Annotated in this window: 21 protein-coding genes, 1 tRNA gene and 1 rRNA gene; 10 read left to right on the top strand and 13 right to left on the bottom strand. The window is 67.3% G+C overall.

Annotated elements, in window-relative coordinates; all coding sequences use genetic code 11:
* From ACZ5ZX_RS26765 to ACZ5ZX_RS26745, 5 genes are all read right to left on the bottom strand, one after another.
* Nucleotides 1-70 (bottom strand): 16S ribosomal RNA (locus ACZ5ZX_RS26765); the annotation flags it as partial.
* 350 nt (nt 71-420) lie between these two features.
* Nucleotides 421-1,665, bottom strand: a complete 1,245-nt coding sequence (locus tag ACZ5ZX_RS26760) for a low temperature requirement protein A (RefSeq protein ID WP_465504720.1) — start codon at nt 1,663-1,665, stop codon at nt 421-423.
* A 455-nt stretch (nt 1,666-2,120) separates the two neighbouring features.
* Nucleotides 2,121-3,593: an MFS transporter gene (locus tag ACZ5ZX_RS26755; protein WP_465504719.1), complete on the bottom strand. Its 1,473-nt coding sequence runs from the start codon at nt 3,591-3,593 to the stop codon at nt 2,121-2,123.
* Nucleotides 3,593-7,177 (bottom strand): DNA polymerase III subunit alpha, encoded by a 3,585-nt coding sequence (gene dnaE, locus ACZ5ZX_RS26750; RefSeq protein WP_465504718.1) that lies wholly within the window; start codon nt 7,175-7,177, stop codon nt 3,593-3,595. Before dnaE ends, ACZ5ZX_RS26755 begins: the two co-directional genes overlap by 1 nt.
* 205 nt (nt 7,178-7,382) lie before the next feature.
* Nucleotides 7,383-8,468: a plasmid pRiA4b ORF-3 family protein gene (locus ACZ5ZX_RS26745; RefSeq protein WP_465504717.1), complete on the bottom strand. Its 1,086-nt coding sequence runs from the start codon at nt 8,466-8,468 to the stop codon at nt 7,383-7,385.
* Between the two features lie 134 nt (nt 8,469-8,602).
* On the opposite strand from ACZ5ZX_RS26745, the gene ACZ5ZX_RS26740 reads away from it, so the two are divergent.
* The 6 genes from ACZ5ZX_RS26740 (at nt 8,603) to ACZ5ZX_RS26715 (ending at nt 15,589) form a co-directional block, all read left to right on the top strand.
* Complete coding sequence (locus tag ACZ5ZX_RS26740; protein ID WP_465504716.1) at nt 8,603-9,004, top strand: nitroreductase/quinone reductase family protein; 402 nt, start codon at nt 8,603-8,605, stop codon at nt 9,002-9,004.
* Between the two features lie 327 nt (nt 9,005-9,331).
* Nucleotides 9,332-10,003, top strand: coding sequence for a FadR/GntR family transcriptional regulator (locus tag ACZ5ZX_RS26735; RefSeq protein WP_465504724.1), 672 nt, complete (start codon nt 9,332-9,334; stop codon nt 10,001-10,003).
* 4 nt (nt 10,004-10,007) lie between these two features.
* On the top strand, nt 10,008-11,447 hold the full coding sequence (locus ACZ5ZX_RS26730; protein WP_465504715.1) for an amino acid permease: 1,440 nt from the start codon (nt 10,008-10,010) through the stop codon (nt 11,445-11,447).
* On the top strand, nt 11,444-12,415 hold the full coding sequence (locus ACZ5ZX_RS26725) for an asparaginase (protein ID WP_465504714.1): 972 nt from the start codon (nt 11,444-11,446) through the stop codon (nt 12,413-12,415). The genes ACZ5ZX_RS26730 and ACZ5ZX_RS26725 overlap by 4 nt, the downstream gene beginning before the upstream one ends.
* An 11-nt stretch (nt 12,416-12,426) precedes the next feature.
* On the top strand, nt 12,427-13,815 hold the full coding sequence (locus ACZ5ZX_RS26720; RefSeq protein WP_465504713.1) for an aspartate ammonia-lyase: 1,389 nt from the start codon (nt 12,427-12,429) through the stop codon (nt 13,813-13,815).
* A 151-nt stretch (nt 13,816-13,966) separates the two neighbouring features.
* The gene (locus ACZ5ZX_RS26715; protein WP_465504712.1) at nt 13,967-15,589 is read left to right on the top strand and encodes a CocE/NonD family hydrolase; all 1,623 of its coding nucleotides are present in this window, start codon (nt 13,967-13,969) and stop codon (nt 15,587-15,589) included.
* Here the strand turns inward: ACZ5ZX_RS26715 and ACZ5ZX_RS26710 are convergent.
* Complete coding sequence (locus ACZ5ZX_RS26710; RefSeq protein ID WP_465504711.1) at nt 15,586-16,347, bottom strand: metallophosphoesterase; 762 nt, start codon at nt 16,345-16,347, stop codon at nt 15,586-15,588. The two genes, ACZ5ZX_RS26715 and ACZ5ZX_RS26710, sit on opposite strands and share 4 nt — an antisense overlap.
* 4 nt (nt 16,348-16,351) lie before the next feature.
* Nucleotides 16,352-16,981 carry a GntR family transcriptional regulator gene (locus tag ACZ5ZX_RS26705; RefSeq protein WP_465504710.1) on the bottom strand — a complete coding sequence of 210 codons (630 nt, stop codon included), beginning with the start codon at nt 16,979-16,981 and terminating at the stop codon, nt 16,352-16,354.
* A 46-nt stretch (nt 16,982-17,027) separates the two neighbouring features.
* On the opposite strand from ACZ5ZX_RS26705, the gene ACZ5ZX_RS26700 reads away from it, so the two are divergent.
* Nucleotides 17,028-18,206, top strand: coding sequence for an aminotransferase class V-fold PLP-dependent enzyme (locus ACZ5ZX_RS26700; RefSeq protein ID WP_465504709.1), 1,179 nt, complete (start codon nt 17,028-17,030; stop codon nt 18,204-18,206).
* Here the strand turns inward: ACZ5ZX_RS26700 and ACZ5ZX_RS26695 are convergent.
* Nucleotides 18,203-18,694, bottom strand: a complete 492-nt coding sequence (locus ACZ5ZX_RS26695) for a DUF1453 domain-containing protein (RefSeq protein WP_465504708.1) — start codon at nt 18,692-18,694, stop codon at nt 18,203-18,205. The two genes, ACZ5ZX_RS26700 and ACZ5ZX_RS26695, sit on opposite strands and share 4 nt — an antisense overlap.
* A gap of 64 nt (nt 18,695-18,758) precedes the next feature.
* Here ACZ5ZX_RS26695 and ACZ5ZX_RS26690 point away from each other — a divergent pair, with 64 nt between their 5' ends.
* Entirely contained in the window at nt 18,759-19,370 is a 612-nt protein-coding gene (locus tag ACZ5ZX_RS26690; protein ID WP_465504707.1) for a TetR/AcrR family transcriptional regulator, read from the top strand.
* A 76-nt stretch (nt 19,371-19,446) separates the two neighbouring features.
* Nucleotides 19,447-19,866 (top strand): cupin domain-containing protein, encoded by a 420-nt coding sequence (locus tag ACZ5ZX_RS26685; protein ID WP_465504706.1) that lies wholly within the window; start codon nt 19,447-19,449, stop codon nt 19,864-19,866.
* Here the strand turns inward: ACZ5ZX_RS26685 and ACZ5ZX_RS26680 are convergent.
* Nucleotides 19,863-20,381 carry a MarR family winged helix-turn-helix transcriptional regulator gene (locus tag ACZ5ZX_RS26680; RefSeq protein WP_465504705.1) on the bottom strand — a complete coding sequence of 173 codons (519 nt, stop codon included), beginning with the start codon at nt 20,379-20,381 and terminating at the stop codon, nt 19,863-19,865. The genes ACZ5ZX_RS26685 and ACZ5ZX_RS26680 overlap by 4 nt on opposite strands.
* 14 nt (nt 20,382-20,395) lie before the next feature.
* Here ACZ5ZX_RS26680 and ACZ5ZX_RS26675 point away from each other — a divergent pair, with 14 nt between their 5' ends.
* Complete coding sequence (locus ACZ5ZX_RS26675; RefSeq protein WP_465504704.1) at nt 20,396-20,899, top strand: carboxymuconolactone decarboxylase family protein; 504 nt, start codon at nt 20,396-20,398, stop codon at nt 20,897-20,899.
* Nucleotides 20,900-21,639: 740 nt separating this feature from the next.
* Here ACZ5ZX_RS26675 and ACZ5ZX_RS26670 read toward each other — a convergent pair.
* The 4 genes from ACZ5ZX_RS26670 to ACZ5ZX_RS26655 all read right to left on the bottom strand — a co-directional run bounded on the left by ACZ5ZX_RS26670 (nt 21,640) and on the right by ACZ5ZX_RS26655 (nt 23,859).
* Nucleotides 21,640-22,605 (bottom strand): GNAT family N-acetyltransferase, encoded by a 966-nt coding sequence (locus ACZ5ZX_RS26670; RefSeq protein ID WP_465504703.1) that lies wholly within the window; start codon nt 22,603-22,605, stop codon nt 21,640-21,642.
* Nucleotides 22,606-22,717: 112 nt separating this feature from the next.
* Nucleotides 22,718-23,248: a phosphoribosyltransferase family protein gene (locus ACZ5ZX_RS26665; RefSeq protein WP_465504702.1), complete on the bottom strand. Its 531-nt coding sequence runs from the start codon at nt 23,246-23,248 to the stop codon at nt 22,718-22,720.
* Nucleotides 23,249-23,286: 38 nt separating this feature from the next.
* Nucleotides 23,287-23,361, bottom strand: a tRNA-Val gene (locus ACZ5ZX_RS26660).
* A gap of 36 nt (nt 23,362-23,397) precedes the next feature.
* Nucleotides 23,398-23,859, bottom strand: a complete 462-nt coding sequence (locus tag ACZ5ZX_RS26655) for a peroxiredoxin (RefSeq protein WP_465504701.1) — start codon at nt 23,857-23,859, stop codon at nt 23,398-23,400.
* Between the last annotated feature and the right edge of the window lie 4 nt (nt 23,860-23,863).

Genomic DNA, 23,863 nt, shown 5'->3' with positions numbered 1-23,863 from the left:
ATCGTTCGACTTGCATGTGTTAAGCACGCCGCCAGCGTTCGTCCTGAGCCAGGATCAAACTCTCCAACAATGTCAAATTTGATCGAGGCAAATTTACTTGCTCTCAAAGGAACCTCAATACGAGGTTCAAATACATAAGCTCTACTGGCTTAGTTCACTAGCACACTGTTGAGTTCTCAAGCAACACACCCCAGATCGCACCGCAGTCACGCGGCCTTATCCGAAGCAGTTATTTCTTGGCTTTTGTCCGGAGCACACTCTAGCACCTGCTCGAAACTGCCGTCTCAGCGGGGTAGAGTTACCTCTCCGGTTCGGGACCACCCACTCTACCACCATCCGGTGGGAGCTTGGTTCGTGTTCCCGGCGGCCGCTCGGTTTCCCTGGCGACGAAGAGAACATTACACGGCCCGAAACCGGCGTTTACAGGGGGGTCCCTTTTTTCGCGCCGAGGCTCTGACCTGCGTCGATCCGGCTCTCCCCGGGTACGGGCTCGCCATGGGTGGCGAGCACCGTCAGCGCGACGAGCGCGGCGGCGAGCAGAGCGGTGAGGTGGATGGGCGCCGGCGTGAACGACGCGGCGAGGACGAGTACCGCGGTCACCGGGAAGCCGATCGCGATCGGACGGCATTCGTTGGTGGGCCCGATGTGCATCAGCCAGACGCTCAACAGGTAGATCGCGACGGGCACGGTCGTCGCCATGGCCGCGGGCAGCGGGGCCACATGCCCGGTGTGGGTGTCGTAGTCGACGGCGACTTCGAGACCGGCGCCGAGCGCGGCCGCCGAGGCGAAGATCAGGTAGTGGCCGTAACCCCAGCTCGCGACGGTGAACAGGCTCTTCGCCTTCTGGAGCCGGAGGTGTCCCGGCTGGTCGAAGTAGAGCCACCACAGGGAAAAGAGCAGGACGAGCCCCGCCGCGGCGAGGGAGATCAGGCTGCCGGTGTGCTCGCCTTTGTCCAGCCCTTCCTTGATCGCCGTGGTGGCACCGAGGATCGATTCACCCAGCACGATGATCGTGAACAGGCCATAGCGTTCGGCGATGTGATGCGGATGCCAGCCGGTCCACCGCTTGCGTTCGGCGATCATCGGGACGGTGAGTTCGGCCAGCAAGAACAGGAAGAACGACGGCAAGGCCAGGGAATCCGGCAGCGCGAGCCGGACGATCCACAGGATCTGGACGATCGTGATGCCGATGGCGTAGCGCAAGGCCGCGGGGCGGCAGGCGGGATCGGTCCTGGCGGCGCGCAGCCACTGCACGACCATCGCGAGCCGCATCAGGACGTAGCCGGCCACCATGATCGTGAAGTCGCCTTCGAAGGCCGACGAGACGCCCGCGGCGACGGTCAGCCCGCCCGCGATCTGCACGAGCGTCACCAGTCGATACGGGACGTCGTCGGTGTCGAACGACGAGGCGAACCAGCTGAAGTTCAACCAGCCCCACCAGATCGCGAAGAACACCATCCCGAAGCTGAGCACGCCATGGCCGATGTGGTTTTCGGCGATCGCGTGGTGCAGACCGGCCGCGGCCTGGGCGACGGCGACCACGAAACACAGGTCGAACAACAGCTCCAGCGGGGTCGCGACCCGATGTCCTTCCTCGGAATCCCGCATCCTCATCGGCCGGTACCAGACCCGCAGACGACTCCGGCTCACAGAACTCTCCGCCATTGGTGCTCCTCGCAATCTCGAACTCGCGAAGATCTTCGCAGCCCGAAGCGGTTCACACAGGACGGAGAACGCGCGGCGGGTGGGTCCAGGCCGGGGTGCACCTCCCCAGGCGTCCCTGCCGGACCCACCCGCGCGAGTGCTTCACAGGGCTCGGCTGTCAGTGGACGCGAACCGGCTGCCGCCGAACGGTCCCCCGCGGACGCCGACGGCCGTCCACCGGCTCGTGACCATGGGTGTCCATTCCTGAGAACTCCGGACTCGCCACGGTCGCTCCCACCGATCGATCCATCCCCGATCGATCGACAGAAATACCACTGTCGGTAGCCAAGACACAGCAGTGAAGGCTCCGTAAGGTGTACCCGGTTGCTCTGAGTAGCGCCATAGGCTGACTAGCTCCGTCACTCGGATGGAGCATCAGGTCTTGCCGACCGTAGTCAGTGACAAGCTTCGACGACTCAGCCGCGTTGGCTGTCCGCGCCTGCCCTGGCGGCTTCTTCCCGCTCCGTGAGCAAACGCCGCTTGCGACGCGCGCGAAGTTCGATCACGGCGAGCAGAAGCGCCGAACAGGTTAATCCGGCGGCGCACAGCATCGCCGCCGTCAACGCCGACGGGTAGCCGCCATTCGCGCCCAGTACCGCGTGGAAGACCGACGCCAAGACGACCGTGCCGATCGCGGTGCCGATGCGCTGCCCGGTCTGCAACGCGCCCCCGGCCACTCCCGCCATCGACGTCGGCACGCATTCCAGGGTCAGGGTGGTGTTCGGCGAAATGACCATGCCGCCACCGACACCGGCGACGAGCAAGGGGAACGCGAACCACCAGCCCGCCGCGGTACCAGGGTCCTGACCGGCGAGGACGGCGACCGTGACCATCCCGGAGATCACCATGACCAGCCCGGTGACGGTGAGCTTGCGGCCCCATCTCGGTACCAGCCGTCCCGCGACCGCCGCCGAGACGGCGGAGCCGAGGGCGAAGGAGGTGACGGCGAGCCCGGACTGCAGTGGCGTGTACCCGAGGCCCTGTTGGAAGAAGATGGCGAAGACCAGCCACATCCCGGTGAACCCGCTGAAGTACAGCGCGCCGACGGCGGCACCCGTGGCGTATCCGGGAGTGCCGGTGAAGAGCCGGGTGTCCAGCAGCGGCGGACGGCCGCGCCGCACCATCGAACGTTCCCAGCGCACGAACGCGAACCCGAAGACCACCGCGACGACGAACAGCCACCACAGGCCGCCCAGCCCGCCCTGTTCGGATTCGATCAACGGGAGCAGCACCCCGAGCACGGCCACACCCAGCAGCATGATGCCGACGAAGTCGATCTCGCCCCGCAGGCTCCTCGCCGGTTTCTCCGCTTTCGGAAGCCATCTCAGTGCCAGGGTGAACGCCAGGATCCCGATGGGCACGTTCACGTAGAAGACCCAGCGCCAGCCTTCCGGGTCGCCGAAGACGGCGAGGATCACGCCGCCGAGTACCGGCCCGACCGCGGTCGAGATCCCGACGGTGGCACCGAACATGCCGAACGCCCGGCCTCGTTCCGCGCCGCGGAACAGGTCCTGGATCATCCCGCTGTTCTGCGGAGTCATCATGCCCGACGCGAATCCCTGCAGGAGCCGCGCGATGATCAGCGTCGTCTCGTCCGGTGCCGCGCCGGCGAACGCGCTGGTCAGCACGAACGCGGCGAGCGCGAACAGGAACATGCGGCGGCGGCCGAGCGCGTCGCCGAGTCTGCCGCCGGACACCAGCACCAGTCCGAAAGCCAGCGCGTAACCCGACACGACCCACTGGATCCCGCCGCTCGACGCGCCGAGGTCCTTCTGGATCGAGGGCAGTGCCGTGTTGACGATGCTGACGTCGAGCAGGCCCATGAACCCGGCGGCGAGGGTGACGGCGAGCGCCTTCCAGCGCCGCGGGTCGGGTTCGAAGGTGGTCATCAGGTGCTGGCGGCGATCCCGGGGATGCCCTTGAGCTCACCGATCAGCATCGACGTCACCTTGACCGGGTAGTCGTAGAGCGCGAAGACCGTCTGGTTCTTGCCGACGAGCTTGAGGTGCACCGGGGTATCACCCTTGTGTGCCAGCAGGGTCTGTTTCAGTTCGCTGACCACCGCCTGGTCGAGCTTCTCCGGCGCGGCCAGTAGCACCAGCGGCAGGTCGTCGTCCCCGTTGCCGACCTCGGACAGGTCGAGCGGCACCAGTCCGCCGCCGAAGATGGACATCTTGTCCTCGCGCCAGTTGACCCGGCCCTTGACCAGTACCGCGTTGTCTTCGATCAGGTCGGCCGAGAACATCGCGTACGACTTGGGGAAGTAGAGGACCTCGATCGAGGCGTCCATGTCCTCGACGGTGCAGATCGCCCAGGGCTCGCCCTTCTTGTTGACCCGGCGTTCCAGCGAGGTGATCAGCCCGGAGATGATCAGCTCGCCTTCCTTCGGCGGGTCGGCCAGGATCGCGGCGATCGGGCGGGGCGCGTGTTTGCGCAGGATCCGCTCGGCGCCGTCCAGCGGATGCGCCGAGACGTACAGGCCGAGCATCTCCCGTTCGTAGGCGAGGAGCTGCTTGCGCGGATACTCCTCTTCCCCGAACTTCAGATGCGCGAGCGGCGACGAGGACACCGCGTCCCCGGCGTCGTCTTCCCCGCCGAAACCGAAGAGGTCGAACTGGCCCATCGCCTCCTGGCGTTTGAGCGGGACAACGGCCTCGACCGCGTCTTCGTGCACCTGGATCATCGAGAGCCGGGTGTTGCCGAGCGAATCGAATCCGCCCGCCTTGATCAGCGATTCGATGACCCGCTTGTTGCAGGCCACGAGTTCGGACTTGTCGAGGAAATCGGTGAAGGAGGAGTACTTCCCCTTCTCCTCGCGGGTCTTGATGATCGACTCGACGACGTTCGCGCCGACGTTGCGGACGGCACCCATCCCGAAGCGGATGTCGTCCCCGACGGCCGCGAACCTCAACGCCGACTCGTTGACGTCCGGCGGGAGCACCTTGATCCCGAGGCGGCGGCATTCCGACAGGTAGACCGCGGACTTGTCCTTGTTGTCACCGACCGAGGTGAGCAGCGCGGCCATGTACTCCGGGGTGAAGTTCGCCTTGAGATACGCGGTCCAGTACGAGATCAGGCCGTACGCGGCCGCGTGACTCTTGTTGAACGCGTAGCCGGCGAACGGGAGGATCGTGTCCCACAGCGCCTTGATCGCCTCGGACGAGAAGCCGCCGGGGACCAGGTCGCTCGCCTTCATCCCGGCCTCGAAGCCCACGAACTCCTGGTCGAGGACTTCCTTCTTCTTCTTGCCCATGGCCCGGCGGAGCACGTCCGCGCGGCCCATCGTGTACCCGGCCACCTTCTGGCCGATGTGCATGATCTGCTCCTGATAGACGATCAGGCCGTAGGTGTCGGCCAGGATCTCCTTCAGGGGCTCCTCGAGCTGCGGGTGGATCGGCTTGACCTTTTGCCGCCCGTTCTTGCGGTCGGCGTAGTCGTTGTGCGCGTTCATGCCCATCGGGCCGGGGCGGTACAGCGCGCCCACCGCCACGATGTCGTCGAACACCGTCGGCTGCATCCGGCGCAGCAGATCCCGCATGGGCCCGCCGTCCAGCTGGAACACGCCGAGCGTGTCGCCCCTGGCGAGCAGCTTGTAGGTCTCCGGGTCGTCGACGCCGAGGGTGTCGAGGTCGATGTCGATCCCGCGGTTGGTCTTGATGTTGTCGATCGCGTCACCGATGACGGTGAGGTTCCGCAGGCCGAGGAAGTCCATCTTCAGCAGGCCGATGGCCTCGCACGACGGATAGTCCCAGCCGGTGATGATCGAACCGTCGTCGCGCTGCCACAGCGGGATCGCGTTGGTGAGCGGTTCACTCGACATGATGACCGCGCAGGCGTGGACTCCGGCGTTGCGGATCAGCCCTTCGAGACCACGGGCGGTCTCGAAGATCGTCTTGCACTCTTCGTCGGTCTCGACGAGCGCGCGGACTTCGGCCGCTTCGCCGTAGCGCTCGTGTTTCGAGTCGACGATGCCCGAGAGCGGGATGTCCTTCGCCATGATCGGCGGCGGCAGCGCCTTCGAGATCCGGTCCGCGATCGCGTAACCCGGCTGGCCGAAGTGGACGCGGGCGGAGTCCTTGATGGCGGCCTTGGTCTTAATGGTGCCGAAGGTGATGACCTGGGCGACCTTGTCGACGCCGTACTTGTCGGTGGCGTAGCGGATCATCTCGCCGCGACGGCGGTCGTCGAAGTCGATGTCGATATCGGGCATCGAGACGCGCTCGGGGTTCAGGAACCGCTCGAACAGCAGCTTCTGCGGGATCGGGTCCAGGTTGGTGATACCGAGGACGTACGCGACCAGCGAGCCGGCGGCCGAACCACGGCCGGGGCCGACGCGGATGCCGACCTTGCGGGCGTAGTTGATGAGGTCGGCGACGATGAGGAAGTAGGCGGGGAAGCCCTTGCCGATGATGACGTCGAGCTCGATCTCGATGCGCTCGTTGTAATACGGGTCCGGGACGCCGTCCGGGTACCGCCACTTGAGACCGCGCGCGACCTCTTCCCGCAGCCAGGTGCCCTGGTCGTAGCCCTCGGGGACCTCGAAGAACGGCAGCCTGTCCTTGTGCGTGTAGACGTCCTTGTAGGACTCGACGCGCTCGGCGATCAGCAGCGTCGAGTCGGCGGCTCCGGGGACTTCCTTGTCCCAGTACTCCCGCATGTCGGCTGCCGACTTCAGGTAGTAACCGTCACCGTCGAACTTGAACCGGTTCGGGTCGTTGAGCGTCTTGCCTGCCTGCACACACAGCAGCGCGGAGTGGGTGTCGGCCTGGTCCTTGGTGACGTAGTGCGAGTCGTTGGTGGCCAGCGGCTTGAGGTCGAGCAGCTTGCCGATCTCGAGCAGGCCTTCGCGGACCGACCGCTCGATCGGCAGCCCGTGGTCCATCAGTTCGAGGAAGAAGTTCTCGGCACCGAAGATGTCCTTGTAGTCCGAAGCGGCCTGGATCGCCTCGGTGCGCTGCCCCAGCCGGAGCCTCGTCTGGACCTCGCCGGAGGGGCAGCCGGTGGTCGCGATGATGCCTTCGTGGTTTTCCGCGATCAGCTCGCGGTCCATCCGGGGCTTGCGGTAGTAGCCCTGCATGCTCGCGAGCGAGGAGAGCTTGAAGAGGTTGCGCAGCCCGGTGGAGTTCGCGGCGAGCATCGTCATATGGGTGTAGGCACCACCACCGGAGACGTCACCGCCCTCACCGAACTCGTCGGAGCCGCGCTGGTTGGCCTGCCCCCAGAAGACCGGCTTCTTGTGGAAGCGGCTCTCCGGCGCGATGTAGGCCTCGATGCCGATGATCGGCTTGAGCTCGTGCTTGACCGCCTGCTGGTAGAACTCGTCCGCGCCGTACATGTTGCCGTGGTCGGTCATCCCGACCGCGGGCATGCCGAGCCGCGCCGCCTCCTTGAACAAAGGGGCGATCTTCGCCGCACCGTCGAGCATCGAGTACTCGGTGTGCACATGCAGGTGGACGAAGGAATCGTTCGACACCAGCGAAAACCTCCCCTAGGCAGACGGATCCCTGGCTGCGTGACGCGGGCCGGTCCTCCCACCCTAGGCTTGCCAAGATCATCAGCAACTCGCGGGGGGACGCGGCTCTCGGACGATGCCGAGTCTGCTAGCTGCCGAAGATCAAATCCAGCTGGCTCGCCGGAGTCGTCGCCACCCGAACGGGGCAGTGGGCCGGACTCGCGGATCAGCTCAGCCGGGCCAGCCGCTCGTCGACCACCTCCTTGTCGAACCACTCCGGATCGAAACCCTGGCCGCCGAGTTCTTCGATCAGGCCTTCGTTGGCTTCGTCGTCCGGGTCGCGCAGGGCATCCAGCAACATCTCGTAGCTCCGCTCGTCCTCGCAGTCCGCGGGAGGCGCGGCGCGTTCGCCGTCGAGACACCTCGGTGCTTCGGGAAGGCCGACCCGCCGCTCGACCCGGAGCCAATGCCACCAGCTCTCCGCCTCGTAGACGAACCGGTGTCCGGGTGACGTGACGATCTGGCCGAGGGTCACCTCGTCGTCCAGACGGTCGCCTTCTCCGCCCAGGATGTCCGCGCCGAACCCGCCGTACGCGGTCTCGAATCGGTGATACTCCCGTTCGTCACGGTCGAACGCGGCCGCGAGGATCCGGTGCAGCCCGGCGAGGGTGACGTCGGAGCGGACTTCGAGCCGTCGCCAGATCGCGTCGTCCGGCTCGGCCAGTGCGACCGCCAGCCGGAGTCCGGTGACCGGCGCGGGTGAGGGCAGGACAAGCGGCAACGGCTCGGCCGACGATATGCGCGGCAGCGGTTCGTAGCCGGGAAGACCGAGCCACCGGCGCAGCTGGGCCGCGCGCTCGGGCAGGTCGGGCCTCGGATCTCTGCCCAGTTTCAGAAGGTCGGGGATCGTCTCCCGGATCCAGGCGGCGCTATCCGCACTGCCGATCAAGGCCGCTTCCACCTGGCTCCGGAACTCCTCGGGGGTCAGCGGTGCCTCTGTCACCTCGAAACCGCCGCGAAGGACCGCCCGTGCGTCCGCAGGCACGGGGTGGAGTTCGATCACGTCGACTTCGCGCCCGTTGACCACCACCTCGACCCCCACCGAGCGTTTGCCCGCGGTCAGGGTGGCCGCGAGGACCACGAGGTCCTGATCAACTCGGCCTTGGACGGCACAGTCCGAAAGCTCGACCGGTCCGTGAAGCAGCTTCGGCCAGCGCTCCACCCTGGAGACGTCCAGCGGCGGACGGGACCGGCGGGAGCGCTGGTTCTTCGGTCTTTTGGCGGGCTTGCGCCCTCGGCTGATGGGGCTCACTGGTCCAGTATCGGAGCGGCCACCGACAGTTTCCGCGGGGCCGGGAACAGCCATGACGCAAAAGTGCTTGCCGACCAGGGCGCGGATGGGCAGACTGGCCAGCCGCCAAGATCACCGAGCAGCCCGGAGAGTTGATGATCGACCTGCGTGAGATGAACGAACGCGTGATCGCGGAGTTCCGCGCGAACGGCCGCCGAGGCGACGGCCTTCCGACGCTGCTGCTCACCACCACCGGCGCCCGCACCGGGCGGCGGCATGTGACGCCGATGTTGTTCCTGGCCGACGACGACCGCTATGTGGTCTTCGCGGCCAACGGGGGCGCTCCGGGGCATCCGGACTGGTATCGCAACCTGATCGCGGAGCCGTCCGTCGATGTCGAAGCGGATGGAGAGGCCTTCGCCGCCCACGCGGTCGAGATCACCGGAGCGGCCCGGGACCGTCTGTTCGCGAAGCAGGCGAAGGCGTTCCCGCGGCTGGCCGAGCATCAGGCGAAGACCAGCCGGCCATTCCCGGTGATCGCGCTCAAGCGGGTGTGACCGGAGCTGAAGGGCGCTTTCCCCGCATGCGATGCGGGGAAAGCGCCCTTCGCCGCGTCGCATGCGGTGAAGGGCCCCTTCAGCCCCTGTGACACTGGACACGTGAGTTCCGGAATCCGGTGCCAGCACAGGGCTCTGCGCACCCGAAGGCGCCCAGTACCGCTTCGTATTCACGTCCGGTTATCCCATCGCCGCCGACCTCGCACGGCAAATGAAGCCCTTAGACCGAACGCTTGACAAAGTGATCGACCGACCGCACGATTCCGTCCCATGAACCTGTCTGACAGCCAGACAGCCGGACACGGTGGTCCGCGGCGCATCAGCGCGATGGAGGCCGTGCTGGCCCACCTTCGCGGCGCCATCGAGCGCGGCGAGTACGCCGTCGGCCAGAAGCTGCCGTCGGAATCCGCGCTCGGCAAGGAGTTCGAGGTCAGCCGCTCGGTCGTCCGCGAGGCACTGCGGGGACTGCAGGCGCTCGGGCTCACCGTGTCCAAAACGGGCAAAGGGACCTTCGTGACCGCCACCGGGCCGGTCGAGAACCCTACATTCGGGACCTATTCGGCCCGCGACCTGTTCGAGGTGCGGCGCCACGTCGAGATCCCCGTCGCCGGGTACGCGGCCGTGCGCCGCAGCACCGACGACCTCGATCTGCTCGGTCACCTCGTCGAGCGGATGGACCTCGAAACCGACAACACCGCGTGGGTGGCGCTGGATTCGCTGTTCCACATCACCATCGCCCAGGCCTCGGGCAACCCGGTGTTCGGCAAGGTCATCGAGGAGATCCGGGACGCGCTGGCACGCCAGTCGTCCTTCCTCAACCAGCTGGGCGGCCGTCGCGCGCGCTCGAACATCGAGCATCGCGAGATCGTCACCGCCATCGCCGCCGGCTCCGAAGCGGACGCCGTCGCGGCGATGACCGCCCATCTGGAGCACGTCGAGAACGCCCTCACCACCATCGTGCGGCCTGGCCACACGACGCACCCGGACAAGGACGACTGACACCGTGACCGAACAGACTCTCAGCACGGACGACAAATCCGTGCCGGTGCCGGCCGACGCCGGTGACGCCGGCTACGACAAGGCGCTGAAGCCCCGCCACGTCAACATGATCGCGATCGGCGGCGCCATCGGCACCGGCCTGTTCCTCGGCGCGGGCGGACGGCTCGCGCAGGCGGGCCCGGCACTGGCGATCGTTTACGCGGTCTGCGGCCTTTTCGCGTTCTTCGTGGTGCGTTCGCTCGGCGAACTCATCCTGTACCGCCCCTCCTCCGGCGCCTTCGTCTCCTACGCCCGGGAATTCATGGGCGAAAAGGGCGCTTACGTCGCCGGCTGGATGCACTTCCTGAACTGGTCGACGACCGGGATCGCGGACATCACCGCCATCGCGCTGTACGCGCACTTCTGGTCCTTCTTCACGCCGATCCCGCAGTGGGTGCTGGCGCTCATCGCGCTCGCGGTGGTGCTGGCGCTGAACATGGTGTCGGTCAAGCTGTTCGGCGAGATGGAGTTCTGGTTCGCCATCATCAAGGTCGCCGCGCTGGTGACCTTCATGGGGATCGGGATCTTCCTGCTGGTCACCCAGCAGCCGATCGACGGCCAGACGCCCGGTTTCTCGCTGATCTCCGACCACGGCGGGATCTTCCCGGCCGGTCTGCTGCCGATGGTGCTGATCGTCCAGGGTGTCGTGTTCGCCTACGCCTCGGTCGAGCTGGTCGGCGTCGCCGCGGGTGAGACGAAGGACCCGCGCAAGATCATGCCGAAGGCGATCAACTCGATCATGTGGCGCATCGGGATCTTCTACGTCGGCTCGGTGATCCTGCTGGCGATGCTGATGCCGTGGAACTCCTACTCGAAGAACGAGAGCCCGTTCGTCACGGTGCTCTCGCACATCGGGGTGCCGCAGGCGGGCAACGTGATGAACCTGGTGGTGCTGACCGCGGCGCTGTCCAGCCTGAACTCCGGCCTCTACTCCACCGGCCGCATCCTGCGTTCGATGTCGCTGGCCGGATCCGCGCCGAAGTTCACCGGCGTGATGAACAAGAACCACGTGCCCTACGGCGGGATCCTGCTCACCTCCGCGGTCTGCGTGGTCGGTGTCGGCCTGAACGCCGTCGTGCCGAGCCAGGCCTTCGAGATCGTGCTGAACTTCGCCGCCATCGGCATCCTCGGCACCTGGGCGATCATCGTGCTCTCCCACCTGCTCTTCGTACGCAAGGCCAACCGCGGTGAAGTGGAACGGCCCTCGTACCGGCTGCCGTTCTCGCCCTACACCGAGATCGCGACGTTGATCTTCCTCGCCGCCGTCGTCGTGCTGATGGCCTTCGACGAGACCGGCCGGATCACCCTGTACTGCCTGCCGATCATCGGGATCGCGCTGGTGGCGGGCTGGTTCGGGGTCCGCAAGCGGATCAACATGGACGTCTTCGAGAAGACGAAGCTGTGATCCCCGAAATCCGCGTCCCCGCCCACGAACCGCTGGTCCACCTCCTCCGTGACGGAATGGTCGAGGGGGTGCACCACGGTTCGGCCGTGGTCCTCGCGCCGGACGGCCGTGTGCTGTTCTCCGCGGGCGACGTCGAGGCCGCGTTCTATCCGCGTTCGGCGGCGAAACCCTTGCAGGCCACCGCGATGGCCCGGCTCGGGGTGGAGCTGAGCCCGGCGGGATTCGCCGTCGGCGCGGCGAGCCATTCGGGCGAGGAGATCCACCTGTCGGAGGTTCTCAATACCTTGGACGGCGCCGGGCTCACCACCGAGGACCTGCGGACTCCCGAAGATCTGCCGTTCGATCCCGTCGAGCGCGACGCCTGGGTGTCCGCGGGCCGGGGCGCGAGCCGGTTGGCGCACAACTGTTCCGGCAAGCACGCGGCGATGCTCGCGACCTGCCGCCTGCACGGCTGGTCCACAAAGGACTACCTGGATCCCGGACATCCGCTGCAGCGCGCGATCGCGGACTGCGTCGAGAACCTGACCGGGCAACGGATCCCGAAGGTCGCCGTCGACGGCTGCGGCGCTCCCCTGTTCGCGGTCTCGCTGCGCGGACTCGCCACGGCCGTCGGCAAGATCGCCGCGGCGGTCCCTGGTACTCCGGAAGGCCTTGTGGCCGAAGGGATCCGGAAGCATCCGGAACTGGTCGCCGGTACCCGGCGCGACGTCACCGCGCTCATGCGCGCGGTGCCCGGCCTGATCGCCAAGGACGGTTTCGAAGCCGTCCAGGTCGCCGCCCTGCCGGACGGGACGGCGATCGCGGTCAAGATCGCCGACGGCGGTGACCGCGCGCGGCAGCCGGTGCTCGCCGCCGCGCTCGAACTGTGCGGCGTCGACCGGGACGTTCTGAAGCCGTTCGCCGGGACCACCGGAACCGACGGCCTGCGCGTGACTGGCGCGCTGGCCGAACACCACCTTGCCGCCTGAGGAGCCTTTCGATGCACCGTGTGGAACACGATCTGCTGGGAGACAAGGAAGTCCCGGCCGACGCCTACTGGGGTGTGCACACCGCGCGTGCCAGGGAGAACTTCCCCATCACCGGCACCGCGATCTCCACCTACCCCCACCTGATCGAGGCGCTCGCCGCGGTCAAGGAGGCCGCGGCACAGGCCAACGCCGATCTCGGGCTGCTGGCCCCGGACGTCGCCGACGCGATCCGCGGCGCGTGCAAGGAGATCAGGGAAGGTGCCCTGCATGAGGAGTTCGTCGTCGACGTCATCCAGGGCGGCGCGGGCACCTCGACGAACATGAACGCCAACGAGGTGATCGCGAACCGCGCGCTCGAACTGCTCGGCCACGAGAAGGGCGACTACGCCCGCGTGCACCCGAACGAGCACGTGAACCTCGGGCAGTCGACCAACGACGCCTACCCGACCGCGGTCAACGTCGCGACGATCATCGCCGTGCGTGAACTGGCCGAGGCGATGGTGGTGCTGGAGAAGGCGTTCGCCGCCAAGGCCGTCGAGTTCCACGACCTGCTGAAGATGGGCCGCACCCAGTTGCAGGACGCGGTGCCGATGACGCTCGGGCAGGAATTCGGCACCTACGCGGTCATGCTCGGCGAAGACCGGCTACGGCTCACCGAGGCGGTGACGTTGCTGCACGAGATCAACCTCGGCGCGACCGCGATCGGCACCGGCCTCAACGCCGCGCCCGGGTACGCCGAAGCCGCCGTCGCGCATCTGCGCGAGATCACCGGGCTTCCCCTCGAATCCGCCGCCGACCTCGTCGAGGCGACCCAGGACTGCGGCGCGTTCGTGCACCTCTCCGGCGTGCTCAAGCGGATCGCGGTGAAGCTTTCGAAGAGCTGCAACGATCTGCGGCTGCTCTCGTCCGGTCCGAGGGCCGGGCTCAACGAGATCAACCTGCCGCCGGTGCAGGCGGGGTCGTCGATCATGCCGGGCAAGATCAACCCGGTGATCCCCGAGGTGGTCAACCAGGTCGCGTTCGAGGTCATCGGCAACGACGTCGCCATCACGATGGCGGCCGAAGCCGGGCAGTTGCAGCTCAACGCCTTCGAGCCACTGATCCTGCACTCGCTTTCGGAGAGCATCACGCATCTGCGGGCGGCCTGCCTCGTGCTGGCGGAGCGGTGCGTTTCCGGGATCACCGCGAACGCCGACGTGATGCGGGGCTACGTCGAGAACTCGATCGGGCTGGTGACCGCGCTGAACCCGAGCATCGGGTACGCGGCGGCGACCGAGATCGCCAAGGAAGCGCTCGAAACCGGGCGCGGGGTGGCCGAACTCGTCGTCGAGAAGGGCCTTCTTCCCGCGGAGGAACTGGCGAAACTGCTGAAGCCGGAGACGCTCGCGCGACTCGGCTGACCGGACCAGCGGGGCGGTACCGGGCGGTCCGCCTCGCGTCGTGAGGGGTCCCCATAGGACATTTTTCGTCCTATGGGGACCCCTCATGACATCCGTGACGGGAGTACGGTCGTAAGCGGAAGGTGATCCTCCGCACGAAAGGCGGCCCCGCGTGCTCGACCGAATCCTCGACCGGCTACTCGGCCTCCCTCGGGCGGAAGGCCCCGCCCCTTCGGTGACCAAGGCGATCCCCGTCCCCATGTCCGACGGCGTCCGGCTGCTCGCCGATCGCTACGCCGTCCCGGGCGACGAGCCGCGGCCGGTGGTGCTGATCCGCACGCCCTACGGCCGGAAAGGCCTGTCCGGCAAGGTGTTCGGCGAGACCTTCGCGCGGCACGGGCTGCAGACTGTCGTCCAGAGCACGCGCGGGACCTTCGGCTCCGGGGGCGAGTTCCGGCCGTTCCACCTGGAGAAGGAGGACGGCCTCGACACCGTCGCCTGGCTGCGCGAGCAGCCGTGGTGCGACGGCAGGGTCGCGATGGCGGGCGCGAGCTACCTCGGGCATACGCAATGGTCGGTCGCGCCGTATCTCGACGAACCGCTCGAAGCGCTGTGCCTCGCGATCACCGCGTCGGAGTTCGTCTCGACCTTCTATCCGGGCGGGGTCCTCGCCGTGGACAACATGGTCTCGTGGTCGGCGCTGATCGGTCGGCAGGAGGGCCGGTTCGCGGGCGTGCCGAATCCGTGGCAGACGAAGAAGACCCGCCAGGCCATGGCGCACCTCCCGGTCTCCGGTGCGGACGTCGCGGCCATCGGCAAGCAGGTGCGGTTCCTTCAGGACGTCACCGGGCACGCCGAGCCGGGCGACGACTTCTGGGCGCCGTCGGATCACAGCGCGCGGGTCGCCTCGCTGACGACGCCGGTGACGATGGTGACCGGCTGGTACGACCTGTTCATCTCGGCCCAGCTGCGCGACTTCAAGGAACTCGCCGCGGCCGGACGCGCGCCGCGGATCACCATCGGCCCGTGGGCGCACGGCGAGCCCGCCAGCCTGAAGACCCTGGTGAGCGACCAGATCGGCTTCCTCTCCGCCCATCTGCTCGGCGACAAGGCCCAGCTGAGGCAGGCCCCGGTGCGCCTGTACCTCCAGGGCGCCGGGCGATGGCTGGACTTCGACAGCTGGCCGCCGAAGTCCGACGCCACCCCGTACTTCCTGCGCCCCGGCGGGCTTTCCCCCGCCGAGCCGGTCGAGTCGAAGCCCGCCACGTTCACCTTCGACCCCGCCGATCCGACACCGACCGTCGGCGGGCCCCTGCTGTCGGGAGTGTGGAAACAACGCGACAACAAGATCGTCGAAGAGCGTCAGGACGTGCTCGTCTTCACCGGTGAACGGCTGAAGCGGGATCTCGACGTCATCGGCGAAATCTCCGCGCTGGTGCACGTCCGGACCGACCTCGGCCACGGCGACGTCTTCGTCCGGCTGTGCGATGTGGACGGTCGCGGCGTCTCCCGCAACGTCACCGACGGCATTCTCCGGCTGCGTCCCGGCACCCCTGAGTCCGATGTGGACGGCGTGGTCGCGGCCGAGGTGCACCTCGATCCGACGGCGTACCGGTTCCGGCGCGGGCACCGGCTACGGCTGCAGGTCGCGGGCGGAGCGTTCCCTCGCTTCGCCCGCAACCACGGCACCGACGAGCCGGTCTTCAGCGCGGTGGACGGGAAACCCGCGCGGTTCGAGATCTTCCACGACCCCGCGCACCCTTCTCGGATCACGCTGCCGGTATTCGGCGGTTAGGCGGGGACGACCCGCTGGTGGGTGGTCAGCCTGCCGTCGTCGTGCAGCACGTGGAACAGCAGCGACGGCGGCAGGTCGTAGTCGATCGGCCCGCCTTCACCCCACGGCCGGAGACCGTTCTCCTCCCACGGGAACAGGATGCTGGACCCGACCGACGGAGCCGACCGCAGCGGCAGGCCGGCGAACGTCGTCGACGTCGCGGCGTGGACGTGCCCGCAGAGCAGTGCCACCACCCGCGGATGGCGCGCGAGCACCTCGGCCAGCTTGTCCTCGCCGTGCTGGCGCATCGCGTCCACCAGCGGCAGGCCGAGCTCGACCGGCGGATGGTGGAAGGCGACGAAAGCGGGGCCGTCGCCGTCGGCGAGCACGCCGTCCAGCCAGGCCATCGTCTCGTCGTCGAATCGTCCGTCGGGCTTGCCGGGGATACTCGAATCGGCCATCACGAACGTGACGTCGCCGACGGTGTGCACCGCGTTGACCGGGGCGTCGTCCGGCGCCTGGTCCAGCAGCCCTTCGCGGAACGCGGCGCGTTTGTCGTGGTTGCCGGGGCAAGTGAAGAGCGGGACGTCGGTCTTGAACAGTTCCGCCGCGCGCCGGTACTCCTCGAGCGTGCCGTGGTCGGCGATGTCGCCGGTCACCAGGATCGCGTCGACCGGCGTCGCCAGGTTCTCCAGGTACCGCATCACGCGCGCGGTGCGTTCGTCCGCGCGATCTCCGCCGTCGAGATGGTTGTCGCTCAAATGTGCCGTCACGAACACTTCGTCACCCCATGTTCTCCAGATATGCCAGCGTTTTGACCCAGTTACGCACGAGCAGCTCCGCTGCCGTCGCGAGGTCGGAGGCGCGGATCGCCTCGGCGATCCGGCGGTGTTCGTCGATACTCTCCAAGGAGCGTTCGGCGCCGACGAAATAGCAGGTGTCATAGCGTTTCAGCAGCGGCTTGGTCTGCTCGATCAGGCGCAGCAGATGCGGATTCGTGCAGCGAGAAACCAGCAACGCGTGCCAACGCTCGTCCAAATCGGACAGATCACCCTGCCGTCCGAGTTCCGCGGTCATCTCGGCGGCGATGCGGTCCAGCCCGCCGGTGAGCCCGGCGAGGTCCTGCGGCGAACTCCAGCGCAACGCGAGCGATTCCAGTTCCGCGACGAGGGGGTACAACCGCCGGGCCTCTTCGGGGTCGAACGGCGGCACGAGGAAACCGCGTCCGGGCGCCGACACGAGCAGGCCGCGATCGGCCAGCCCGATCAGTGCCTCGCGCAACGGTGTCCGGCTCACGCCCAGTTCGCGGGCGAGGTGCACCTCGTTGATCCGGCTGTCCGCGGCGATCCGGCCGTCGAGCACGCGGGCGGTGATCTCTTCCGCGAGGTCGCGCCGGAGCAGGTTCCTCGTCATGCGGGCAGTATTGCATGCAGTTCGGCCGTACTGTATTCAGTTAGGCATGACGGACTTCGATGTGCACCGCGCTCGCGCCGAAACCCCGGGCTGCGCGGAAGTGGTCCACCTCAACAACGCCGGCTCCTCGCTGCCACCCGCGCCGGTGACCGACACGGTCGTCGACTACCTGCGCGAGGAGGCCCTGATCGGGGGCTACGAGCAGGCCGCGGCCAGCGTGGAGCGGCTCGACGGCGTCTACGCCTCGGCCGCGCGGCTGGTCGGCGCCCGGCCCGACGACATCGCGCTGACCGACAACGCGACCCGGTCGTGGCAAGCGGTCTTCTACGCGCTGCCGTTCACGGCGGGAGACCGGATCCTGACGGCGAAGTCCGAGTACGCGAGCAATGTCATCTCCTTCCTGCAGACGGCGAAGCGCACCGGTGCCGTCGTCGAGGTGGTGGACGACGACGAGTTCGGGCAGCTCGACGTCGAGGACCTGAAACGCCGGATCGACGGTGACGTCAAGCTGATCGCCGTCTCCCACGTGCCCACCCAGGGCGGCCTGGTGAACCCGGCCGAGAAGATCGGCGCGGTCGCGCGTGAAGCCGGGATCCCGTTCCTGCTGGACGCGTGCCAGAGCGCCGGTCAGATCGACCTCGATGTCACGCGCCTGAACTGTGACGCGCTCAGCGTGACCGGCCGCAAGTACCTGCGCGGGCCGCGCGGCACCGGATTCCTCTACGCGCACCCGCGGCTGCGCGAACGCGTCGAGCCCGCGATGCTCGACCTCCACTCGGCGGCGTGGACCGCGCCCGAGACCTACGAAGTCGATTCGACCGCGAAGATGTTCGAGGTCTGGGAACGCGATCACGCGGCGGTGCACGGCCTCGGCGCGGCGATCGACTACGCCCTCGATTGGGGTATGCCCGCCATCGAAGCCCGCGTCGCCGCGCTCGCGGCGAAACTGCGCGACGCGTTGCGCGAGATCCCCGGCGTCCAGGTCCATGACCAGGGCGAGCGGAAATGCGGGATCGTCACCTTCAGCGTCGCGAAAACGCCGTCGCAGGAAGTGAAACAGCACCTGGCGACGAAGAAGATCAACGTCAGCGTCGCGGAGGCGACGTCCGCGCAGTTCGATTTCACCGCGCGCGGGCTGCCGTCGATGGTCCGGTCCTCGGTGCACTACTTCAACACCGAAGACGAGATCTCGCTCCTCGTCGGCGAAGTCGAGAAACTGGCTTAACGGCGGGAAAGCACGGACTCGGACGGCGGGGCGTACGGCAGCCCCGTCGTCTTCGCGCGACGGCCGATCACCAACGCCTCCCCCAGCAGGCTCACCCCGATCGACAACGTCACCGGCCGCGCGTCGGGATGCGCCCCCGCCGTCGTGGCCAGGAAGCCGATCCCGAAGTTCACCACCATCGACAGCACCCAGACTCCGAACGTCCAGCCGGTGTACCGCAGCCACAGCACGCCGTCGCGCTCGAACAGTTTCGTGGTGGCCGCGCGCACCGCGCCGAGGCCGCAACCGGCAACGGAGCCCAGTGCGAGCCAGGCCCCGTCGGCGAAGGTGAAACTTTCGAGCTTGGCCAGACCGTAGACCCCGATCGCGAGCAGGACCATCGGCGCTCCGAAAACCTCACGGGCGACCAGCGGCTCCCCGCGCAGCCTGCGCACGACGATCACGATCACCACGGCGACCACCAGCGCGATCAACAACCAGGTCCGCATGAACTCCCCCTTTTATGACACGTGTGTGCTAAATAAAATAGCAGGGGCGTGCTATAAAGACAACATGCCGAAGATCGTCGACCCCACGGCCCGACGCCTGGAAATCGCCGAAGCCGTCTTCCGGGTGATCCAGCGGGACGGCCTCGCGCAGGCGTCGCTCAGGAGCGTGGCCGACGAGGCAGGCCTCGCGATCGGTTCGGTGCGGCACTACTTCCGCGGCCACGACGAGCTGATCGTGTTCGCCATGCGCGCGCTCGGCGACCGGGTGGAAGCCCGGCTGCTGCGCCACCTCCCCGAACTGCTCGATCCGGAAACCCCGCGCTCACGTCGTCAGGAACTCACCGAAGCGCTGCTCAGCGAACTGCTTCCGCTCACCGGGCAGACCCGGGCCGAAACCGACGTCTGGCTGGCCTTCTCCGCCGCCGCGAAAAACCGTCCGGATCTGGCCGAGGAAGTCGCGCGCGCGCACGCGGGCGTCCGCGCACTCGTCCGCAGGGTTCTCGACGGCGCGCGTGGCGCCGGCGGACTGCTCGACGACCTCGACCTGGACGTCGAAACCGAACGACTGGCGGCACTACTGGACGGCCTCGCCATGGCGGGCGGGCGGACCTCGCCGGAGCTGATGCGCACGGTGCTCGGACGGCATCTGGAAACCCTGCGACGCCCGGATCAGTGAAGGCGAGGCTTCGGCGGCGAAGCGGGCACCGAAAGCCGCCCTTTCGGGAAGGGCTGAGCACGGTACCGTTTTCGTCATGCGCCTGCGGTCTGTGACCACACTGCTCGCCACACTCGCCCTGGCCTTCGCCGTCCCCGCGACGGCCGAGGCGACCCCTGGTTCCGGGGTCACCGGCACGATCCTGAAGCAGAAGACGGTCGGGGACACCGACTACGTTCTGCGCGAGGTCGTCATCCAGCCGGGCGGGTACACCGGCTGGCACTACCACGACGGAACGCTCTACGCGTACGTCAAGGCGGGCACACTGACGCACAACTCCGCCGATTGCGGGCTGGATGGCCTGTACCGGCAGGGCGCCGCCTTCACCGAGCCGAGCGACACCGTCCACATCGGACGGAATCTCGGGACGACACCCATCGTGCTGGAAGTGCTCTACGTGCTGCCGCACGGCAGCCCGCTCTCGGAGGACGCGCCGAACCCGGGCTGCCCTTTCTAGGCTCCGAACCAGCTGGCGACGTCGAGCCGGAAGCCGCCCGACGGCGTCATGGCGCGGAGATCGCCTTCGAGTGCTCGGACCCTGTCTGCACCCAGCGCGGCGACCCACTCCTTGCGCAGTTCATCGAAGATCGCCGCGGACCGGCCGAGCGAGTCGTACCCGCGTGCGGTGAGCCGCACGACCTTGCGTCGCGCGTCGGCCGGATCGTCGGCGCGCTCGACGTAGCCGAGCTGCTCCAGCTTGTCGACGGTCTTGCCTGCCGCCTGCTTGGAGACCCCGAGCCGCCGCCCGATCTCGCTCGCCGTCGCCCCGTCGCGGCCGACCGCCTGCATCGCGAACCCGTACGCCGGCCGGACGTCGGGATGCCCCTGCTCGGCCAGTTCGGCGTGCAGCCGGTCGATGATCGAGCGGAAGCCCGCGAACAGCAGGAGCGGCAGCTCGAAACCGGGCGGATCGGAAATCCGCTTGCCTCGATCGACAACTTGGTTTACCTTTTCGTCAACCACGTTGACCATCTTAAGGGGCTGCCTTGTTCACCGACCACACCCTCGAAACCGCTCCCGAAGCCTCGCGTCGCTCGATGGAGGCGACCATCCGGCATCTCGGCCACCTCCCCACCGCCGTCGCCCGGCTGGCGTCGTCACCGGAACTGCTCGACGGGTTCCTGAAGCTCAGCGCGAGTTTCGAGCGCACGACCCTCGACCCGGTCGCGCGGGAGACGATCGTGATGACCGTCGCGACCCGCAACGACTGCCACATCTGCGTCGAGATGCACACCGCCAAGCTGAAGGGACTGAACGCTGATGACGACGTCATCACGGCGCTCCGGTCGCAGGAGCCCGTGCCCGACGAGCGACTGGAAGCCATGCGGCAGTTCACGCTGGCGGTGCTCGAGACCGCCGGTGGCGTCGACGACGAAACGCTGAAGACCTTCTTCGGGCACGGGTACACCGAGCGGAACGCTCTCGAAGTCGTCATGGGCATCGGGGCGTACACGATGTCGACCCTGGCGAACAGGATGACCCGGGCCTAGGTGTGGTCACCTCGCGTGCCGCCCCCGGGCCGCGTGTCCGTGAAGGCCTCCTTCCCTACTCTCAAGGTCAGGGTTCCGACAAAGTCGCGGAGTTGCTGGTCAGTGCTGCTCTTGACGTGTCGGCGCGGCCCTGCCGCAGGCTCGCTGTCCCCAATGTGGCATTGATTTGTCTACCTACTGGTATGGCGCTTGTGCGGGTTGCCGGTGCGGTCGTGACCGAGCACGAGCTTGATCAACGGAAGATCCGGGACGTTGAGTGTCCCGGATCTTCCGTTGATCGAGAGGTGAGACCGGGCAACGATTCCCACGGAACCACCCTCGTCCAGGTCAGGCGTAGGTACACAAATGCGGGTTCCCCTTGGAGACGCTCAGTGTCCCCAATGCCACATTGGGGACACTGGCCGACGCACGACGTGCTCATCCGTGAAGGCCTCCTTCCCTACTCTCAAGGTAGGGAAGGAGGCCTTCACGGACTTCGTAGCTTTCCGTGATCACCCCTAGTGGTCTGGATCACTCCAATGGCCGCCGATCTTGATGTATCTGGGCAGTCCCGACCGTCTCTTTTCTTGTGCAGCCGAAAGTTCGCCACCCGCGGCGCGGCGCACCGGCGGTCTGGCCTGCCGAGGGGGCAGACCAGACCGCCGAAACCGAAGGCGTTCCACAGGGGTTGGGGGTGCGTGAAGGCCCCCTTCATCGCGACCAGCGCGCTGAAGGGGGCCTTCACGTGTCTTGCGGATGCCTCAGACTTCGAGCGCCCAGCGCACGAACCGCATCGTCGGTACGAAACCTGCCTTCTCGAACACCCCGAAAGCCCCGGACGCGTCCGCCGAGTCCACGGTCAAACTGGCGCGGTCAAAACCCCGTCCGGCGGCGACCCGCAGCGCGTATCCCATCAGCGCGCCGGCGACACCCCGCTTCCGGTACTCGCGAAGCGTTCCGATGGCCATGAAGTGCGCGTCGCGGACTCCGGTGGCTTCCGTATCGGCTTCCCAGTACATGGTCACCAACATGCCCACCGGAGCGCCGGTCGCCACCTCCCGGAGCAGGAAGCTGACCTCGGGCTGGAAAGTCTGGTTGGTGATCTTGTTCCGCCAAAGCTCGACGGGCATGGGCACCGCGCCCCAGTAGTCCCGGTACGCCTCGTTCCTGACCATCCGGAAATCCTCGTCGTTCCGCTCCGACCACGGCTCGACCCGCAGCCCTTCGGGGATCGCCGGAGCACCGAGAGCGTCCCCGAGCGGCTGCTCCATGCGCTGGAAGTAGCGAGCGGGCACGAAACCCTGCGAGCGGGCGAGTTCGGCCAGCCCGGGGATGCGCTCGGGACGGTGAATGTCGACAGCGAGCTCCGAGGCCGGGTGATGCAGTTCATGCAGCACCTTCGCCGCTTTGACCCCCGCTTCCACGAGCGCGGTGCCGATACCCCGGCGGCGATGGGCGGGATGCACCCCGCCGTCCAGGAAGACCCGGTGGACCTCTTCCGCGGACGGCTTGAAGCGAATCTTCATGAAGCCGACCATCACGTCGCCGTCGAAGACACCGAGGCTCCCGCGCTCCAAATCCGCGTACGGGTCGATCAACTCCTGGAGGGTGTCCTCCTCGGTGTAGTTCTCGCCGATCCGGTCCACGGTCTCGATGGCGTTGAGGAGGTCCGCCGACGCCTTGGCGTCCTCGGGAACGAGCGGCCGCCACGTCAGAGTGTCGTGCATGCGGCCGACGCTATCCCCACGGTTGCGGGCTGTCGCCGGGTTTTCGGTGACCGGATTCGGCATCGCTTATCGGCTGTCATCCGGCAACGCCACCCCGCAGGCGACTGTGCCATCAGGCATCAGGGAGTTCTTCGCTGGTCACGAGTGCACGAAAGCTCCCCAGCATCGCTTTGGCGTCAGAGCCCATCTGGTCGACGACAACAGCACATCCGGTCAACTCGGCACCCGCAACCTCCACCAGCTCTCGAACCGCGAGAGCTTGGCTTCCGGTCTCGATCCAGTCGTCCACGAGCAGGACTCGGTCGGCCGGCCCCAACGACGCCCGCTGGATCCGCAGCGAGTGCCGGAACCCCCGATAGTCCGGCTCCGTTTCCCGGACGAGCTTCTCGCCAGGGAACATCCCGGCGGCCTTACGCACGGGCACAAAGCCCACGCCGAGTTCCAACGCCGCAGCCCCTCCGAGCAGAAATCCCCGCGACTCGATCCCGCATACAGCCGTGACTCCCGTGTCACGGAACGGCGCCACCAGAGCTCGGACGATCACCTTGAAGGCATCGCCATCCCGGAACAGCGGGCACATGTCCGCATGCCCACCAAGCCACCGGAACCGCTCCAGCACAAGATCACGCGCAAGGATCGTCACGACGCTGGAGCCTCACACACTCGTCGGCACAAAGCGACTGGTGGGCGCAGTAGGGATCGAACCTACGACCGCTCGGGTGTAAACCGAGTGCTCTCCCGCTGAGCTATGCGCCCGGGAGGTGGCACCGCGAGGGTGCCACCGGTGAAGACTCAGGCCAAGGAGGCCACGGCCTTCTTCCACGCCTGCTGGTCGCGAGCCTCGCCGGGCTGGTTGACCTCGGCGAACTGCACGACGCCGTTCTTGTCGATCAGGAAGGTGCCACGGGTGGCCAGGCCGGCCGCCTCGTTGAAGACGCCGTAGGCCTTCGCGACCTCGCCGTGCGGCCAGAAGTCCGAAAGGAGGGGGAACTGGTAGCCCTCCTGCTCGGCCCACGCCTTGAGCGAGAACGGCGTGTCCACGGACACACCGATCACCTGGACGCCCTGACCGTCGTAGTCCGCGAACTCGTCACGGAGCTGGCACAGCTCGCCGGTGCAGATACCGCTGAACGCGAACGGGTAGAACACGAGCAGGACCGGCTTCTCGCCCTGGAAGGACGACAGCGTCACGGCCTGCTTGTTGTAGTCGTTGAGCGTGAAGTCCGGGGCTTGCGATCCGACCTCGACGGCCATACCG

It is taken from the genome of Amycolatopsis sp. NPDC033938, from assembly GCF_055575975.1.
Note: the sequence above shows the minus strand (reverse complement) of the source record. Positions and strands in the feature narration are given on the sequence as shown.

Bases quoted from the DNA above. Each gene is read 5' to 3' on its own strand.
- ACZ5ZX_RS26760 (WP_465504720.1), bottom strand. From the start codon at position 1,665: ATGGCGGAGAGTTCTGTGAGCCGGAGTCGTCTGCGGGTCTGGTACCGG.
- ACZ5ZX_RS26755 (WP_465504719.1), bottom strand. From the start codon at position 3,593: ATGACCACCTTCGAACCCGACCCGCGGCGCTGGAAGGCGCTCGCCGTC.
- ACZ5ZX_RS26740 (WP_465504716.1), top strand. From the start codon at position 8,603: ATGATCGACCTGCGTGAGATGAACGAACGCGTGATCGCGGAGTTCCGC.
- ACZ5ZX_RS26735 (WP_465504724.1), top strand. From the start codon at position 9,332: ATGGAGGCCGTGCTGGCCCACCTTCGCGGCGCCATCGAGCGCGGCGAG.
- ACZ5ZX_RS26720 (WP_465504713.1), top strand. From the start codon at position 12,427: ATGCACCGTGTGGAACACGATCTGCTGGGAGACAAGGAAGTCCCGGCC.
- ACZ5ZX_RS26705 (WP_465504710.1), bottom strand. From the start codon at position 16,981: ATGACGAGGAACCTGCTCCGGCGCGACCTCGCGGAAGAGATCACCGCC.
- ACZ5ZX_RS26700 (WP_465504709.1), top strand. From the start codon at position 17,028: ATGACGGACTTCGATGTGCACCGCGCTCGCGCCGAAACCCCGGGCTGC.
- ACZ5ZX_RS26695 (WP_465504708.1), bottom strand. From the start codon at position 18,694: ATGCGGACCTGGTTGTTGATCGCGCTGGTGGTCGCCGTGGTGATCGTG.
- ACZ5ZX_RS26690 (WP_465504707.1), top strand. From the start codon at position 18,759: ATGCCGAAGATCGTCGACCCCACGGCCCGACGCCTGGAAATCGCCGAA.
- ACZ5ZX_RS26685 (WP_465504706.1), top strand. From the start codon at position 19,447: ATGCGCCTGCGGTCTGTGACCACACTGCTCGCCACACTCGCCCTGGCC.
- ACZ5ZX_RS26680 (WP_465504705.1), bottom strand. From the start codon at position 20,381: ATGGTCAACGTGGTTGACGAAAAGGTAAACCAAGTTGTCGATCGAGGC.
- ACZ5ZX_RS26670 (WP_465504703.1), bottom strand. From the start codon at position 22,605: ATGCACGACACTCTGACGTGGCGGCCGCTCGTTCCCGAGGACGCCAAG.
- ACZ5ZX_RS26655 (WP_465504701.1), bottom strand. From the start codon at position 23,859: ATGGCCGTCGAGGTCGGATCGCAAGCCCCGGACTTCACGCTCAACGAC.